This is a genomic window from Snuella lapsa (genome assembly GCF_039539345.1).
GTDB classification, from domain to species: Bacteria; Bacteroidota; Bacteroidia; order Flavobacteriales; family Flavobacteriaceae; genus Snuella; species Snuella lapsa.
Map to the genome: position 1 here is coordinate 13,723 of NZ_BAABCY010000094.1, position 17,422 is coordinate 31,144.

Consider the following 17,422-nt stretch of genomic DNA (forward strand, 5'->3'; position numbering starts at 1 on the left):
AAAAAAAACTCTTTACCTTACAAGCTTACAATTTGTTTTGTTTATAGCCTTATTGTTAACAATTATTTATGTTTTTCACCCCTTCTAAAAGCCTTAAGTATCAATTAAGTTTATAATTGATATCTTGTTCTTCTAAGGCATAAAGTAGTTCTTGCGATATTTTTACTTTTTGCTTTCTACTAGACATATTTAGCTTTATCTGTTCTCTTGTATCGTATATTACAAAATTAAGATGACGGTCTCCTTGATGCAAACCTATCAAATCTTTTAATTGCACTATTTTTTCCTCTTTTAAATCATCGATATTAAGCCGAACAGACAACTTCCTTGCATAGGCTTCCATAACATCATGCAACAACTGAAAACTGTTAAATTGCAATCTGGGATCACTTCTTTTACCAGTATCCTTATTGACCCATCCCTCTCTAATCAACACCTTTATAAACACAAAGTTATTCTTCATTAAGAAATGTCGGAATTTTAAATACTCTTCTCCAAAAATTCTAAATTCATAGCTATCGGTGTAGTCCTCAACAGTAAATAAAGCCCAGCCTTTCCCTTGTTTGCTCACGCGGTGCTGCACATCGGTAACCACACCGCCAAAGACTAGTTCTCTATTTACATAGGCTTCCATATTTTTAAAGAACGCCAAAGTTGCATTGCAAAAAGTAGTCATTTCAATTTTAAAATCGTCTAGCGGATGCCCAGAGATATAAATACCTACAACCTCTCTCTCTTGAGCCAGCTTCTCCATTGTCCCCCATTCTTCACAAGGCGGCACTGTGGGTTCTTCTATTTGAACCTCACTTGCTTCACCAAACAAGCTCACCTGAGCAGAATTTTCGTTCTCTTTATGTTTGTGAGCGTACTTAATGGCTTTTTCCAAAAAGGTAATGCCATCACCATCATCATGAAAATACTGAGCGCGATGCGTATCGCCAAAACAGTCGAATCCACCAGCCAAGGCTAAATTTTCAAAAGCTTTTTTATTAGCTGCTCTTAAATCAATACGTTTTGCCAGGTCAAAAATAGATCTATATGGACCTCCTTCCTTTCTATTATCCACAATAGTCATAACTGCTCCATGCCCCACACCTTTAATAGCCCCCATACCAAACCGAACAGCATTATCTTGATTTACCGAAAACTTGTAATAGGATTCATTAACATCTGGTCCAAGCACCTTTAATTTCATTCGCTTACATTCTTCCATAAAAAAGGTTACCTGCTTAATATCGTTCATATTATTAGATAACACAGCTGCCATGTACTCGGCTGGATAATGGGCTTTCAAATAGGCTGTTTGGTAAGCAATCCATGCATAACAAGTGGAATGCGACTTATTAAAGGCATAACTTGCAAATGCCTCCCAATCTTTCCATACTTTTTCTAAAATCTTAGCATCATGACCATTAGCACTAGCCTGCTCAATAAACTTAGGTTTCATTTTATCGAGTACGGCAATTTGTTTTTTACCCATTGCCTTACGTAACACATCGGCTTCACCTTTGGTAAAATCGGCTAACTTCTGCGATAACAACATCACCTGCTCTTGGTATACAGTAATACCATAAGTTTCCTTAAGGTATTCTTCCATAGCTGGTAAATCGTACTCTATCTCCTCGTCTCCATGCTTTCTCCTAACAAAACTAGGAATATATTCCATTGGCCCTGGACGGTACAAAGCATTCATGGCTATTAAATCTTCGAAAACCGTAGGTTTTAAATCACGAAGGTGTTTTTGCATTCCAGGCGATTCGTACTGAAACACCCCAACTGTTTCACCACGTTGAAACAAAGCATAGGTTTCTTCGTCGTCTAACGGGAAACTTTCAGGATCCAGGACGATACCATGCTTTGCTTTTACAATCTTAACGGTATCCTTTATTAGGGTTAATGTCTTTAAACCCAAGAAATCCATTTTTAACAAACCGGCTTCTTCAACTACCGAGTTATCAAACTGGGTCACGTACAAATCGGAATCTTTAGCTACCGACACTGGGACAAACTTGGTAATATCATCGGGCGTAATAATCACACCACAGGCATGAATACCTGTATTTCTAACCGAACCTTCTAAGGTTCTTGCCATATTAAGTGTTTCGGCCTCTAACCCAGAACCTTCCGATATGTTAAGTAACTCGTTTACCTTCTCCAGTTCCTCTGCCTTAAACTTTTTGGACAGTTCCTTTTCATCTAAACCAAAGATTTTATGCAACTTGGACATGGCAGGAATGAGCTTGGCAATCCTGTCGGCATCAAACAAAGGTAAATCCAACACACGCGCTGTATCACGAATGGACGACTTCGCTGCCATGGTACCGTATGTAATAATTTGAGCCACCTGATTGGCTCCATATTTTTCGATCACATAATCCATAACGCGGCTTCGTCCCTCATCATCAAAATCAATATCGATATCGGGCATACTAATACGATCTGGATTTAAGAAACGCTCAAAAAGTAGATCGTACTTCATAGGATCTATGTTGGTAATCCATAAACAATAGGCCACTACCGACCCAGCTGCCGATCCGCGACCAGGGCCTACCGATACATCCATATTCCGGGCTTCCCTTATAAAATCTTCTACAATCAAGAAATACCCAGGATAGCCTGTATTTTCTATAACGCCCAATTCAAAGTCAAGACGTTCCTTAACTTCTTCACTTAAAGGCTCTCCGTACCGCCTTTTTGCTCCTTCGTACGTTAAATGTCTTAAGTAAGCATTTTCACCGCGCTTGCCTCCATCTACCAGGTCTTCCTCATGCCTAAACTGTTCTGGGATATTGAAAGCGGGCAATAACACATCACGCGCCAACTGATATGCTTCTACTTTATCGACAACTTCTTGTGTATTAATTATAGCTTCAGGAACATCCTTAAACAAGGCTTTCATCTCATCTGAAGACTTAAAATAGTACTGCTGATTGGGCAATCCATAACGGTATCCGCGACCACGACCAATAGGTGTGGCTTGCTTTTCACCATCCTTTACACACAATAAAATATCATGGGCATTGGCATCTTCTTTATCACAATAATAAGTATTGTTGGTCGCCACTAACTTTACATTGTGCTTTTTAGAAAACTCAATGAGTACGGGGTTAACACGATTTTCATCTTCTTGATTGTGACGCATCAACTCAATATACAAATCTTCACCAAACTGCTCTTTCCACCAAAGCAAAGCTTCCTCAGCTTGGTTCTCACCAACATTAAGCACTTTACTGGGTACCTCTCCATAAAGGTTTCCTGTTAGTACAATTAAATCTTCTTTATATTGTTGAATAAGTTTTTTATCGATTCGCGGCAAATAGTAAAATCCGTCGACAAAGGCATGAGACGATAGTTTTGCCAAGTTATGGTATCCATTTTTATTTTTAGCAATTAATACAATCTGATAACCATTATCCTTTCTTGACTTATCGGTATGATCTTCGCATACAAAGAACTCACAACCAATAACAGGTTTTATTTCTTTAGCTTGTGGCTCCTCTCCCCTTTCAATTGCCTCTTCATTTTTTGCTTGAACCGACTTATTATGATTATTAACTGCTTTTACAAAATGAAAAGCCCCCATCATATTGGCATGATCTGTTAATGCTACCGCTGGCATTTTATGTGTTGCAGCAACTTTAACTAAATCGGGAATGCTAATGGTAGATTGTAATACGGAAAATTGTGAATGATTGTGTAAGTGTACAAAATCAACATCCGCTAAATCGGCCACATTCTGCTTTATTTCTTCTGTAGAAATGGTGCTTGTTTCCGCCTTTTGGATACGCTCACGAATCTTAGCACTTTCTTTTTGTAAATTAATGTGCTTTAAGCCTATAAGCTGAATGGTTTGCGGATTGGCTTCTTTGAAATTTTGAAAATAATCGGGGGCAACATCCAGTTGCTCTTTGGTATATTCTTCTAAACGTACTAATTCAAAGAAACAACGAGTAGTGGCCTCTACATCGGCAGTCGCATTGTGAGCCTCGGAAAAAGGGGTATCGAATAAAAATTCATGGAGTTCTGTAAGTGTTGGTAGTTTAAATTTGCCCCCTCTACCTCCAGGGATTTTACACAAACTTGCTGTATGTTCGGTACAGGTATCTAAAACTGGTAATTCCTGTAGCACATTAGCAATATCTTGACGCACAAATTCGGCTCCCATAATATTGAGATCGAACTTAACGTTTTGTCCAACTACAAATTTCGTTCTACTTAAAGCACTATTGAACTTATCTAAAACCTCAACCATTGACACACCCTGCTCCTGAGCCAGTTCTGTAGAAATACCATGAACTTTCTCTGCGTCGTATGGAATATTAAATCCATCTGGTTGCACCAAAAAATCTTGATGTTCGATACAGTTTCCCATAGCATCGTGCAACTGCCATGCAATCTGAATACAACGCGGCCAATTATCAACATCGGTAATCGGCGCATCCCATCTTTTAGGTAATCCGGTGGTTTCTGTATCAAAAATTAAGTACATAAGTAATTGTCTATCTGTTGATTTGTTTATTCGTCAAACACTAAAAACGAAGTGTATAAAAATACATAGATTTTGTACTTTTCAACAATGAAGTTATAAAGAGTTTTAAACATAAGAAATGCCTTGCTTTAACTACTAACGCTGAAAATTAGCTCCTATACGCCTATCTGAGCCACATAAGTAATTAGGCATAAAAGCTGGAAACTAAATTTATTATTTCTTTCCAATTTCCCTTGTTCCTGTGCCTGACTCTAATCCCACATTAAGATCTCCCAATTCCTTTCGGGCAGCATTAACAATTTCCATGAGTTCTTCTGCCCTTTCTGGATAATACGCAATTACATTGTATTGTTCCCCTGGGTCACGCATCATATTATAAAGTTGTGATGTTTCAACTTTCATTTGCTTTCTTGGACCACCATGTCCATCGCTTCCCGGTTTTGTATTATACGATGACCATGTATGAGGCAAAACCAGTTTCCAGTTACCTTTACGTACTGCATTTAAATTGTTCTTACCGTAATAAAAAAGCACATCTTTACGTGGTTTTAAATCGACATTCCCTTTCCATAAACCAGTAATATCTACACCGTCTATTTTAAGTTCAGGCAATTTAGTTCCAGTAATCTTTGCGAAACTCGGCAAGATATCAATAGCACAGGCCAACTGATTACAAATAGTGCCGGGAGGTGTTAATTTAGGCCATTTAACAATAAACGGCACTCGTTGTCCTCCCTCCCAACTGGTTGTCTTACCTTCCCGCAAACCACCAGATGACCCCGCATGGTTTCCATAATTTAACCACGGCCCATTATCGGTAGTAAAAATAAACACCGTGTTTTCTGAAATACCATTGACCTGTAATGCTTTTTCTATCTCACCTACACTCCAATCGATCTCCATCATAACATCTCCATAAAGCCCCTGTTCACTTTTCCCTCTAAACTTATCTGATACCCCCAATGGAACATGCCCCATACTATGTGGCAGATATACGAAGAAAGGTTTATCGGCATTACGATTAATGAAATCAACAGCCCTTTCGGTATAAAGCGTTGTTAATTTGTCCTGTCCTTCTAAAGTTGTTATATATTCGGCAACTTCATTTCCTTCAATCAAAGGCAAATCTGGATGTTTTCCAGCACCCTTTCCAACAGGATGCCGTTTCCCGTCAACACCAATTGGCCACATATCGTTTGAATATGGCAGGCCTACATATTCGTCAAAACCGTGCTGTAAAGGCAAGAACTTCTTATGGTGTCCCAAATGCCATTTACCAAAAACACCTGTGGCATATCCTTTTTCTTTTAACATTTCTGCTATGGTTGTTTCGTTAGGATGCAACCCTGTATCACTATGTGGAAATAATGCTCCCGAAACACCTATTCGGTTAGGGTAACAACCTGTCAAAATCCCTGCCCTTGACGCACTACAAACGGGTTGCGCAGCGTAAAAATTAGTAAAGCGCATACCTTCAGCAGCCATTCTATCCAAATTAGGAGTCGCAAAACCCGTTGCTCCGTAACAACCTATATCGCCGTACCCCATATCGTCCACAAAAACAATAACAAAATTTGTCGGTTTATCTTTTACTTTCTGCTGCTTTGTCTTCGATGTACATGAAATAACAATAAGTGCGTTTACAAAAAGTAAACTTCGGAAAAGGAACTTCATAAGGAATAGGTTTTTAGTTAAGGAAATAAATATAACTTTTTTATTCAGAACCTTATAACATAAAGCGCAAAGCAAGCATTATAAAAACTTCCTTTTTTAATAACACCTGAACTCCTATCGATAAAGATTATTATCGCTCCGAAATTATTTATACTTTTATGACCCATCAAACGGAACATTATGAAGATTAAATTATTTTTTATGTGTATTGCCTCAGTATTTTTTATGAATTGTTCATCTCCAGATATAGCTTTATATGTTGGCACGTATACCTCCGGGGAAAGTGAAGGTATCTATAAATTTCAATTCAACACTGAAACTGGAGAACTTAGCCAATTGCAATTGGTCGGCAAAACAGAAAACCCTTCGTTTTTATCTTATTCTCCAGATCGAAACTACATATACGCAGTTAATGAAACCGAAAAAGGCTCAGTATCTGCTTTTAAAATGGATGACAACGGCAAGTTGTCCCTCCTTAACACAGTTAATAGCAACGGAGCTCATCCTTGCCACATTGCCATCAATACAACAGGCAATCGCGCCGTAGTCTCTAACTATACAGGAGGTACAGTTTCATTATATTCCATACAAAGCAATGGGCATTTGGACGAGGCTTATAAAGTATTTAACCACAATGCACCTGATAGTATTTCGCATGCACACTCTGCTCAATTTTACAAAGACAAACTTTATGTTTCAGACCTAGGAAGAAATGGCGTTTACAATTACCAACTATCTGAAAACCAAGAAGACTATAACTTAATAACACCTTCTATTGTAAGCATGACCGAAAATGCAGGGCCAAGACACTTTTCTTTAACAAACGATGGCCGATTTGCATATATTATAAATGAATATGCCAATACAGTGACCTCTGCTAAAAAAAACGGCAACCATTTTGAACCCCTAGAGAACGTTTCGACACTTAAAGATGGCTTTAATGGTGAAAGTTATTGTGCAGACATTCACTTGTCTAAAGACGAGCGTTTTTTATATGGTTCCAATCGCGGCGAAAATACCATTGTAGTCTTTAAAAGAGATAATATATCTGGTAAACTTGAGAAAATTCAAAATATGGATGTCCATGGTAACTGGCCACGAAACTTCTCGTTAGATCCTTCTGGAAACTTCTTATTGGTAGCCAACCAAAAAAGTAATAATATTAGTGTTTTTAAAATAGATAGCAATAGTGGCAAACTTTCCTTTTTGCACTCAGTAGACCTGCCTTCTCCGGTTTGTCTTCTATTCTAATCTTTTTGCCAAATCCCGAGACAGAACCCCAAGGAACTCTTTTCGATTAAAGCGTTGAAAATTAAAAAAATATAGTATCTTTGCAGCCTTATTAATAACAGAGGTCGAGAACCTCATTAATTAATTATTATGCCTGTAAAAATTAGACTACAAAGACACGGTAAAAAAGGAAAGCCTTTTTACTGGATCGTAGCCGCAGATTCGCGCGCTAAAAGAGATGGTAAGTACTTGGAAAAATTAGGTACCTACAATCCAAACACTAATCCAGCAACAATCGATTTAAGTGTTGATGGTGCTGTAAAATGGCTACAGAACGGTGCACAGCCAACGGATACCGCCAGAGCTATTTTATCTTACAAAGGTGCTTTATTGAAAAACCATCTTACTGGTGGTGTAAAAAAAGGTGCTTTAACCGAAGAGCAAGCTGAAGCAAAATTCAATGCTTGGTTAGAGGAAAAAGAAGGTAAGATCGGAGCTAAATCTGAAGGTTTAGCAAAAGCCCAAGCCGATGCGAAAGCTAAAGTTCTAGAAGCTGAAAAAGCGGTTAATGAAGCAAGAATTGCTGCTGCTGTACCTGCTGTTGAAGAAGCTCCTGCAGAAGCAGAAGCAACAAACGAAGAAGAATAAAAAATAATATTTTTTATACTTTTAAACTCCGATATATCCTATCGGAGTTTTTATTTTAACACCACTATGCAAAAAGACGACTGTTTTTATTTAGGGAAAATTGTAAAAAAATACAGTTTTAAAGGTGAAGTTCTAGCAAAACTCGATACCGATCAACCTGAACTCTACGAACATTTAGATGCTATTTTTGTGGAATTACGAAACAACCTCGTCCCTTTTTTTATTGAAGCCTCTCAATTACACAAATCTGAACTGCTTCGCATAAAATTTGAAGATGTTGATAGTGAATTTGACGCTGATGCCATTATAAAATGCGACCTCTATTTGCCTCTAGATTTGCTTCCCAAGTTAGAAGGCAATAAATTTTACTTTCACGAAGTAATAGGCTTCTCTATTGAAGATATTTCTTTTGGAAAAGTAGGCATCATAAAAGGAATAAATGACACAACGGCCCAAGCTCTTTTTGAAATTGACAGGGAAGGTGCAGAAATTCTAATACCTATGAATGACGAATTCATTGTAAAAGTAGATAGGGAGAAGAAAACGATTATCGTAGACGTACCTGAAGGGTTAATTGATTTATACCTGTAGGAAATCACAAAAATTGAAAATTACCTTGAAACCGTTTAAATTCAAACTATTTGAAGTAGGACAAGACCAATGTGCCATGAAAATAGGCACCGATAGTGTATTACTGGGAGCCTGGACTTCAATAGACCATAAACCATTTTCAATTTTAGATATTGGAGCAGGCACTGGCATTATTGCTCTTATGTTAGCGCAGCGCAGTTATGCAGAACTTATTGATGGCCTCGAAATTGACGATGCTGCTTATGAACAATGCACCGAAAACTTTGAAAACTCGCCTTGGAACGATCGCCTTTTTTGCTACCATGCTTCACTAGAAGAGTTTACCGACGAAATTGAAGACAAGTACGATCTTATTGTTTCGAATCCCCCATTTTATTCCGAGGACTACAAAACCAATAACTCACAAAGGGACATGGCCAGATTTAGTGATGCCATGCCTTTTGAACACTTGATTGAAAGTGTTTCCAAATTATTATCTGCATCTGGCAAATTTTCTGTAATCATACCTTCTAAAGAAGGCAAAGGCTTTATTGATCTAGCTTCAAAATTTGGACTTTTCGCGAACAGAATATTGCAGGTCAAGGGATCCCCTACATCAGAAATAAAACGTAGCTTAATAGAGTTTTCATTCAAGCAAGGTGTGACTGTACAACGAAAAGAGCTCATTATTGAGACTAACAGGCATCAATATACCCAAGACTATATTAACCTCACCAAGGATTTCTATTTAAAAATGTAGTTTGCTACAAGCCAGAAATAATAGTTGCCTCCTCAAGAGAGTCCTTTAAACTTTTTAAGCCAGTATCTGAAACATTGGTTTTCCATAAATACAGTTTTTGAAGGCCTTTTAATTTTTGAAGGCTTTGCAAGCTGGCATCGCTTATAGGGTTTCCATAAAGGTTAAGATACTCTAAATGTTTTAAGGATTCGAATGCTTTTACACCTGTATCGGTAAGATTGGCATTACTCATTCTAAGGGCCACAAGGTTTTCTAGTTGACCTAACTTAGACACTAGATCCTCTTGTATGGGCACTCCAGAAAAATCCAACCATATAATATTTGTTTTAGCTTTTAAAAGCACATCTAATTTGTTGGCTGTTAAAGGCTCTTTATTATATGATGAATATGTTACTTCTAACAGGGTACTATTACCTGAAACTGTCTTTATCTTAAAACCTTCAGCTCGAATTGAAGCAATAACCTTGTCGTCAACCTCCTTTAAATCCAAGCTTTCAATAAACGTCTTTTTTAGACCAATACCTACATCCCTTAAATAAGCTTTAATACGATCTGTAAGGTTAAGCTCCACAACTTTTTTGTCAAAAGGCGCACCCTCATCAATCCACCACTGTACAAGCATCGTTTCTTCATTTGTAAGCGGTGTTCGCCCTTCTGTTGGCATAAACTCTTTATGCGTTGGACTTAAAGTTACACGTCTATAAAGCTCGCTTTCATTAGCATTTCCTGAAACAATAACTTTTCCGTTTTTACCACCATTTAATATACTTTCCTCATCTGTCAACAATAAATCGCCTTTAGCCTTGTCGTTATTGTGACACACATTACATTTTGATTCAAAAATAGGATGTATTACGTCTTCATAAACCAATGCCTTATCTAAATCGGTTATACGTTCCCGAATGGGCTTCATCCCCGCTAAGGTTCTAATAGGATTAGGAGCATGTTCCAGCAAATAATCCGATCCATGTGTTAAATTCCCTCCGTTATGCCCAGCTACAAATAATAATGACACAACTACAAATACCAAAACAGGATAGCTCTTTTGGGTCCACAGTACTGTTTTTTGCTTTCGCTTTATAAAAAAAAGCAAAAACGTTATCAAGGTCATTACAATACCTGTCCACTTATGAATATTTAAAGTAGCTTCGTTATAACCTCCATCTGAAGCTAACATTAAACCTAGAAGAACGGAAAAAACGCCCGATAAAGCACCTGCTAAAAACGCATAGGATATGGCAAGGTTTAAATCTACTTTCTTCTTTAATGAGAGAAGTTCAAAAAAAACGGCCAATATTATAAAACCGATAGGCAAATGCACAAGCATTGCGTGAAACCTTCCAAAAAACTGATAGATATTAGTCTCTAAAAAAAATGTCATGTACTAAACTTACTATATTAAAACCCGTTTACAAATATCTTTTACGCCATTCTTGCATCATGTGTACATTAATAGCCCATTGATCGGCTAACGGCTGCCTTGTATACGGCATGGTCCACATATAGTTCGCAGGCCCAAACTCTGTAGTCATTGTTAATGGTTCGTCTGCTTCTTTTTTATAGTTTACTACCTTATCCCACCAAGCATAATGTGCATCGACAGCTCTTTGCCATTCGGGTGCCCTTGGCTCACTAACTTGAGGGCCTTCTTCGTGACCTACCCTCGAATGTATATGTGAAGTACGTTTTAACGCCTTGTCTACGGTCTCTTTCTGGTTACCCAATAAACTTTCTGATACAACACACCAATGCGAAATATCTAAAGTTAACTGAAGATCTGGAATAGCATCAATAAAATGACCACAAATATGTGGTGCAAACAACATACGTCCCCGGTGTGTTTCTTGATAAACGGGCACGCCTGATGTCTTGGATTCTTGAATAGCAAATTCCATTAATTGTTTACTTTCTTCAAATGTAAAGAAATCTTTTCCCGCATGGCAATTAATAAAATCTGGTTTTCTGGAAATTACTTTTCGCAAATTATTAGTATAACTTTCTTTATGGGCCATAAAGTTTGCGCCTCCACTGCCTGTTAAAGCTCCAAACCTTAGACCGTATTTATCCAAAGCTTCGTATAAGGCCTGTTCACTTGCTTCATCATGGGGGAACCAATCTTCTATACCGTCGTAACCTTCCTTTTTAGCGGCCTTACAAAAATCGTCCATAGAGCCATTAAAGCCCCATCGTGTTGCATATATATTAAGGGAAAATCCTTCTTTTGACTCTACGCTTTCGGGTAAATTCATACTATTTAAAAACAGTCCTGCTCCTGCCGCACTTGCTGTTGTTATAAATTGGCGTCTTGTTTGCTTCATTTATTATCCGTTCTTTAATTATATAAGTAGGTCTTTAACGACGCGTCCATGCACATCGGTAAGTCTAAAATCCCTTCCTTGAAAATGATACGTAAACTTCTCATGGTTTATGCCTAACTGATTCAATATTGTGGCTTGTAGATCATGAATATGCACCCTATCTTTTACACCATAATATCCTATTTCGTCAGTTTCTCCATAAGAAATACCGCCTTTAATACCACCTCCGGCCATCCAGATACTATAAGCCTCGGTATGATGATCCCTACCATAATAAGGCATAATACGACCACCCCTATTTTCACGCATTGGGGTTCTTCCAAACTCACCTCCCCATACTACTAAAGTATCATCTAAAAGTCCGCGCTGCTTTAAATCCTTAACCAGAGCTGCCATGGGTTGGTCTACCTCCCCACATTTGGTTTTTAGGCCTTCGTTTAGAGATGTCGCCTTGCTGTCGCCGTGCATGTCCCACCCCCAGTGGTATAACTGAACAAAACGCACGCCCTGTTCCACCAAACGTCGGGCTAGCAAACAATTGTTCGCAAACGACGCTTCTCCTTGTTTAGCTCCATACATATCCCGGATGTATTCGGGCTCTTTGGAAACATCCATAACATCCGGCACTGATACTTGCATTTTAAATGCCATCTCATATTGTGCGATACGGGACAAGGTTTCGTCATCATTAAACTCTTTGTATTGCGTCCTATTAATTTCGTTAATGGCATCTAGCGACTTTTTGCGTATATCGCGACTCATGCCATTGGGATTTGACACATAAAGGATAGGATCTCCAGAATTACGACATTGCACTCCTTGGTATTCTGAAGGCAGAAAACCACTACCCCAAGCGTTCTTTCCGGCACTTGGGTTCTTTCCTCCTGAAACCAGTACCATATAGCCTGGTAAGTTTTCATTTTCCGATCCTAAACCATAGGTTACCCAAGCACCAATACTCGGTCTCCCCGAACGTGCGCTTCCCGTTTGCAATAATAACTGCGCTGGGGCATGGTTAAACTCATCGGTATGCATTGATTTTACAATGGCTACATCGTCGACAATTTCACTAAAATGAGGCAAAGCATCAGATACATACGTTCCAGATTGCCCATACTTTTTAAAATTAAATTGAGGCCCTAACATTTTGGGTACACCTTGTATAAAAGCAAAGCGTTTACCTTCCAATAGTGATTGCGGACAATCTAATCCATGAAGCTTTTGTAATGCTGGCTTATAGTCGAACAACTCTAATTGTGAAGGAGCTCCTGCCATATGCAAATAGATAACCCGTTTAGCTTTTGGCAAAAAATGCGGAAGGCTGGCTGGATCTAAACTGTTAACTGTATTATTACTCCCAAACATATATTGCGGCCCCATTAGAGAAGTCAATGCAATCCCTCCTAAACCGGTACTACATTTCTTGAGGAAGTGTCTTCTTGTAGTAAACTCTAATTTTCTCTTTTGTGCTTCGTTGTATAAATCCATAGTCCAGTTTAGCTTTTTACAATAAATTCGTCCATATTCATCAAAACATTCATCATGATGGTAAGTGATGCCAGCTCTAAATTGTCTGTTTTAACCAGTTGAAAGGCTTCTTCTTTATGAGCTTGATAATACGCTTTAGTATCTTCAAGTAACTTTACTAGTATTGTCGTTTTATCAGGCGAAATATTTTTACCAATTACTTTTGTATAAGCTGCTTCAACCTTAGTCTTATTATCTCCATCTAAGGCTTCTATTTGCTGCGCCAAGTGCATGGCTGCTTCAAAATACACTGGATCATTTAGGGTTACTAATGCCTGAATGGGTGTATTCGTATTAATTCGTCGCGATAAACACGATTCTCTTTCGGATGCATCAAAACTTATAAATGAAGGATAAGGACTTGATCTTCTTAAATATGTGTAAAGCCCTCTACGATAAGCGTCTTCATCTGGACTTGTTTGCCAGGTATCATTACTATATACAACTGTCCAAACTCCTTCTGGCTGATAAGGCATAACGCTTGGACCATACATTTTATCACTCAACAGCCCCGATACGGCCAATGCTTGATCTCTTATTTGTTCTGCCGACAAGCGCACACGGGAACTTCTTGCCAACCATTGGTTATGGGGATCTATTTGCTTAGCTTCTTCTGTAATTACAGAACTTTGCTTATAGGTTTCTGAAAGCACTATATTTCGTATCAAGGTTTTCATACTCCAATTCCAATCTTTAGAAAATCGCAAAGCCAGCCAATCCAACAATTCTGGATGTGTCGGTCTCTCTCCTAAGGTTCCAAAATCTTCTGAAGTTAAAACAATCCCTTTACCGAAGAGCTTAGCCCAAAAACGGTTTGCAATAACCCGCCCTGTAAGATAATTATCCTCACTTACGAGCCACTCAGCAAGATCCAACCTATTTTTAAATTGTCTATTATTAACATTAAATAGTTTTGGGATATCGGTTTGCACCGTATCTCCTAGCACCAACCAATTTCCTCGGTCGAACACCTGAGTTAACCTGCTAAAATCATTAGGTTTTTCTACCATTACTGGTGTTGAATGCTTAAATTTAGCATTTAACAATGCATCTATTTTATCGTAAATTTCAGGAGATGTCCCATCGTTTGCAACAGGCAACTTTTCCGCCAACAAAAAACCATCTAAAAAACATAAATAATCCGTTGCGCTGCTTGTAAACTGAAAATATAGATCTGCTGTTTTTGCATCTGTTTTAATAGCAACAGGTACATTTGTAAAGCCATTGGACTTATTTAATATGGTTTTACCCACTACAGTCCCATTAATACTGTCCTTTTTTATTAGCAGTGTACCTTTGTTCTTAGTGTATTGCCTATAATTCACATAGATCCGATCAACATTACTTAAGCTTACGTCCTTAAGTTTTATAGAAGCCTTATTATAAACTTCCATATAATCTTGATTCGACCTGTTGTAGTGTATTGTATTTGTCGTTTCATCAAAATCCTCTGGACGAATTTTAGGTTCTTGAATACGAATAAAGGCTTCCCACTTATTCGCTTCATCATTGGAAGCTACTTTAGCTACCCATTTTTTTACATCTTTTAGCTGTGCTGAACTTAAGCTGTCGAACTCTCTGTAAATTGGATGCTCAGTTGGCACATCCCAATCGGCTGCATTGTTAAAAAAGGCATAGGATGTATAATATTCATTATGCTTTATAGGATCATAAGGATGGCTATGGCATTGCACACAACTCATGGTTGTAGATTGCCACACTTCCCATGTGGTATTAACACGATCTATTACCGACGATATTCTATATTCTTCATTATCCGTACCACCTTCGCCGTTATTTAGTGTATTTCTATGAAAAGCAGTTGCTATATATTGCTCCTCTGTAGGGTTAGGCAATAAATCGCCTGCCAATTGCTCAATAGTAAATCGATTGAACGGCATATCCTCATTAAATGCTTTAATTACCCAATCACGATATTTCCATATTTCCCTTGGCCTATCGGCCTCATATCCTTTGGAGTCTGCATATCTAGCCAAGTCCAACCACATACTAGCCCAATGTTCACCATATTTAGGGGATTGCAAAAGGGTATCTACCAAATCTTCATAGGCTTTATCGGAAGGGTTTTCAACAAATGCTTTTACTTGTTCGGTTGTTGGAGGCACTCCTGTTACGTCCAGATAAAGACGACGCACCAGGTCATGTGCTTCGGCTTGATCGCTTGGAGACAAATCATGTGCTTCCATTTTATTGAACACGAAATAATCTATTTCGTTTACACCCCAATCTAAATCATCCAGCGCAACTTCTGGTTCTTGTGGTTCTAAATAAGCCCAGTGTTCCTGCCATTCTGCTCCTTGTTCTATCCATTTTGTTAGGAGGGCAATCTCATCTTCACTTAAGGGATCGGCTTCAAGAGGCATACGCATTTCTGGATCTTTGTGCTTAATCCTTGCTATCATTTCACTCTTTTCTGGATGCCCGGGCACAATACCTATCTTACCATTAATGGTTTCTGCTAAGGCATTTTCCCTAAACACCAAACCAAACCCTCCAGATTGTTTAACCCCTCCGTGGCAGCTAATACATTTCTTATTAAGTATAGGCCGTACTTGCGCATTGAAGTCTATTTTGTCATCCTTACAAGACGTGACAAAAATGAAAACTAATGAATAACAAAAACCTATCGATTTTAAAAAAAACGTTTTCAAAAACTATTAATTTTTTAAATTATAAAATGATTTCGCAATATATAGAACTCCTAATTTCTAAAATTACTCTAAATTACCTAATTATGACACTTTTTTTGCCACTGTTTAGCTTGCTTTAATTAAATTTGAATCCTATTGCGAATTTAACAAAAAATACGTGTCAGTTTTAAGAAATACGCATTGCATTTAAACTTAAAGAGCATGAAACCAGACTTATTTGAAGCACCAGATTATTACAAGCTAGACGAACTACTTACTGATGAACACAAATTAGTTCGAGATGCTGCCCGGGAATGGGTAAAAAGAGACATTACCCCGATTATTGAAGATTACGCCCAAAAAGCCGAATTCCCTATGCAGATTATTAATGGATTGGCAGAAATTGGAGCTTTTGGACCTTATATCCCATTGGAATATGGCGGTGCAGGGCTAGACCAAATCTCCTATGGCTTAATAATGCAAGAAATTGAACGCGGAGATTCTGGCATCCGTTCTACGGCCTCGGTACAATCTTCTTTGGTAATGTACCCCATCTGGAAATATGGGAACGAAGCACAGCGCGAAAAATACCTTCCTAAATTGGCTAGCGGTGAATGGATTGGTTGTTTTGGCTTAACGGAACCTGATTATGGGAGCAACCCTAGCGGCATGATAACAAACTTTAAAGATAAGGGAGACCATTACCTTTTAAATGGTGCTAAAATGTGGATTAGCAATGCACCATTTGCGCAAATAGCCATCGTTTGGGCCAAAGATGAGAACAACCGCATTCATGGATTAATTGTTGAACGTGGCATGGAAGGCTTTTCTACTCCCGAAACGCACAATAAATGGTCGCTTCGTGCCTCTGCAACAGGCGAACTTATTTTTGACAATGTTAAAGTGCCTAAAGAAAATTTATTGCCTAATAAATCTGGATTAGGCGCTCCTCTAGGCTGTTTGGATTCTGCCCGCTACGGTATTGCCTGGGGTGCCATAGGTGCAGCAATGGATTGTTACGATACTGCACTACGCTACAGCAAGGAGCGTATACAATTTGGAAAACCAATTGGTCAATTCCAGCTACAACAAAAAAAACTGGCTGAAATGATAACTGAAATAACCAAAGCTCAATTGCTTACTTGGAGGCTAGGTGTATTACGTAATGAAGGCAAAGCAACTTCTGCCCAAATATCGATGGCAAAGCGCAATAATGTAGACATGGCTATTAACATAGCCCGAGAAGCCAGACAAATGTTAGGAGGCATGGGCATTACAGGTGAGTACAGTATTATGAGACATGCCATGAACCTTGAAAGCGTTATCACTTATGAAGGCACTCACGACATCCATTTACTAATCACAGGCCTGGATATTACAGGCCTAAATGCTTTTAAATAGCATATTCTCAAAAACTTTAAAGAGGCTGTTTTCCAAAAGACAGCCTCTTTAATTACCTGTTATCCATAATTGAATTAACCTAATGAAACCCTCATTACGTTGCAAAATAATTTTAAAGGAATCCGTCACAAAAGGGTATGAATAAGTAAAGAAA

Annotated in this window: 11 protein-coding genes; 5 read left to right on the plus strand and 6 right to left on the minus strand. The window is 38.3% G+C overall.

The window, feature by feature from the left end; translation table 11 throughout:
- Positions 1-100: 100 nt before the first annotated feature.
- Together dnaE and ABD792_RS17410 are read right to left on the minus strand one after the other, a co-directional pair.
- Positions 101-4,489: a DNA polymerase III subunit alpha gene (gene dnaE / locus ABD792_RS17405; protein ID WP_345007649.1), complete on the minus strand. Its 4,389-nt coding sequence runs from the start codon at positions 4,487-4,489 to the stop codon at positions 101-103.
- A gap of 213 nt (positions 4,490-4,702) precedes the next feature.
- Positions 4,703-6,163 carry a sulfatase family protein gene (locus ABD792_RS17410; protein ID WP_345007650.1) on the minus strand — a complete coding sequence of 487 codons (1,461 nt, stop codon included), beginning with the start codon at positions 6,161-6,163 and terminating at the stop codon, positions 4,703-4,705.
- 180 nt (positions 6,164-6,343) lie between these two features.
- Between ABD792_RS17410 and ABD792_RS17415 the strand changes: the two genes are divergently transcribed.
- The 4 genes from ABD792_RS17415 (at position 6,344) to ABD792_RS17430 (ending at position 9,371) form a co-directional block, all read left to right on the plus strand.
- Positions 6,344-7,414: a lactonase family protein gene (locus ABD792_RS17415; protein WP_345007651.1), complete on the plus strand. Its 1,071-nt coding sequence runs from the start codon at positions 6,344-6,346 to the stop codon at positions 7,412-7,414.
- 129 nt (positions 7,415-7,543) lie between these two features.
- On the plus strand, positions 7,544-8,041 hold the full coding sequence (locus ABD792_RS17420) for a 30S ribosomal protein S16 (RefSeq protein WP_345007652.1): 498 nt from the start codon (positions 7,544-7,546) through the stop codon (positions 8,039-8,041).
- Between the two features lie 66 nt (positions 8,042-8,107).
- Positions 8,108-8,632, plus strand: a complete 525-nt coding sequence (rimM, locus tag ABD792_RS17425) for a ribosome maturation factor RimM (RefSeq protein ID WP_345007653.1) — start codon at positions 8,108-8,110, stop codon at positions 8,630-8,632.
- A 76-nt stretch (positions 8,633-8,708) separates the two neighbouring features.
- Positions 8,709-9,371, plus strand: coding sequence for a tRNA1(Val) (adenine(37)-N6)-methyltransferase (locus tag ABD792_RS17430; RefSeq protein ID WP_345007659.1), 663 nt, complete (start codon positions 8,709-8,711; stop codon positions 9,369-9,371).
- A 4-nt stretch (positions 9,372-9,375) separates the two neighbouring features.
- Here ABD792_RS17430 and ABD792_RS17435 read toward each other — a convergent pair whose 3' ends face one another.
- From ABD792_RS17435 to ABD792_RS17450, 4 genes are read right to left on the minus strand one after another with little or no spacing between them, the layout of a single operon-like run.
- On the minus strand, positions 9,376-10,752 hold the full coding sequence (locus tag ABD792_RS17435) for a DUF2231 domain-containing protein (protein WP_345007654.1): 1,377 nt from the start codon (positions 10,750-10,752) through the stop codon (positions 9,376-9,378).
- 28 nt (positions 10,753-10,780) lie between these two features.
- On the minus strand, positions 10,781-11,689 hold the full coding sequence (locus ABD792_RS17440) for a sugar phosphate isomerase/epimerase family protein (RefSeq protein ID WP_345007655.1): 909 nt from the start codon (positions 11,687-11,689) through the stop codon (positions 10,781-10,783).
- A gap of 18 nt (positions 11,690-11,707) precedes the next feature.
- Positions 11,708-13,177, minus strand: coding sequence for a DUF1501 domain-containing protein (locus ABD792_RS17445; RefSeq protein ID WP_345007656.1), 1,470 nt, complete (start codon positions 13,175-13,177; stop codon positions 11,708-11,710).
- Between the two features lie 8 nt (positions 13,178-13,185).
- On the minus strand, positions 13,186-15,888 hold the full coding sequence (locus ABD792_RS17450; protein WP_345007657.1) for a DUF1553 domain-containing protein: 2,703 nt from the start codon (positions 15,886-15,888) through the stop codon (positions 13,186-13,188).
- Positions 15,889-16,089: 201 nt separating this feature from the next.
- On the opposite strand from ABD792_RS17450, the gene ABD792_RS17455 reads away from it, so the two are divergent.
- Positions 16,090-17,268: an acyl-CoA dehydrogenase family protein gene (locus tag ABD792_RS17455; protein WP_345007658.1), complete on the plus strand. Its 1,179-nt coding sequence runs from the start codon at positions 16,090-16,092 to the stop codon at positions 17,266-17,268.
- The last annotated feature ends 154 nt before the right edge of the window (positions 17,269-17,422 follow it).

Excerpts from the sequence above, each read along its gene's own strand:
- ABD792_RS17430 (WP_345007659.1), top strand. The coding sequence starts at position 8,709 with ATGAAAATAGGCACCGATAGTGTATTACTGGGAGCCTGGACTTCAATA.
- ABD792_RS17415 (WP_345007651.1), top strand. The coding sequence starts at position 6,344 with ATGAAGATTAAATTATTTTTTATGTGTATTGCCTCAGTATTTTTTATG.
- ABD792_RS17455 (WP_345007658.1), top strand. The coding sequence starts at position 16,090 with ATGAAACCAGACTTATTTGAAGCACCAGATTATTACAAGCTAGACGAA.
- ABD792_RS17420 (WP_345007652.1), top strand. The coding sequence starts at position 7,544 with ATGCCTGTAAAAATTAGACTACAAAGACACGGTAAAAAAGGAAAGCCT.
- ABD792_RS17410 (WP_345007650.1), bottom strand. The coding sequence starts at position 6,163 with ATGAAGTTCCTTTTCCGAAGTTTACTTTTTGTAAACGCACTTATTGTT.
- ABD792_RS17440 (WP_345007655.1), bottom strand. The coding sequence starts at position 11,689 with ATGAAGCAAACAAGACGCCAATTTATAACAACAGCAAGTGCGGCAGGA.
- rimM (WP_345007653.1), top strand. The coding sequence starts at position 8,108 with ATGCAAAAAGACGACTGTTTTTATTTAGGGAAAATTGTAAAAAAATAC.
- ABD792_RS17435 (WP_345007654.1), bottom strand. The coding sequence starts at position 10,752 with ATGACATTTTTTTTAGAGACTAATATCTATCAGTTTTTTGGAAGGTTT.
- ABD792_RS17445 (WP_345007656.1), bottom strand. The coding sequence starts at position 13,177 with ATGGATTTATACAACGAAGCACAAAAGAGAAAATTAGAGTTTACTACA.
- dnaE (WP_345007649.1), bottom strand. The coding sequence starts at position 4,489 with ATGTACTTAATTTTTGATACAGAAACCACCGGATTACCTAAAAGATGG.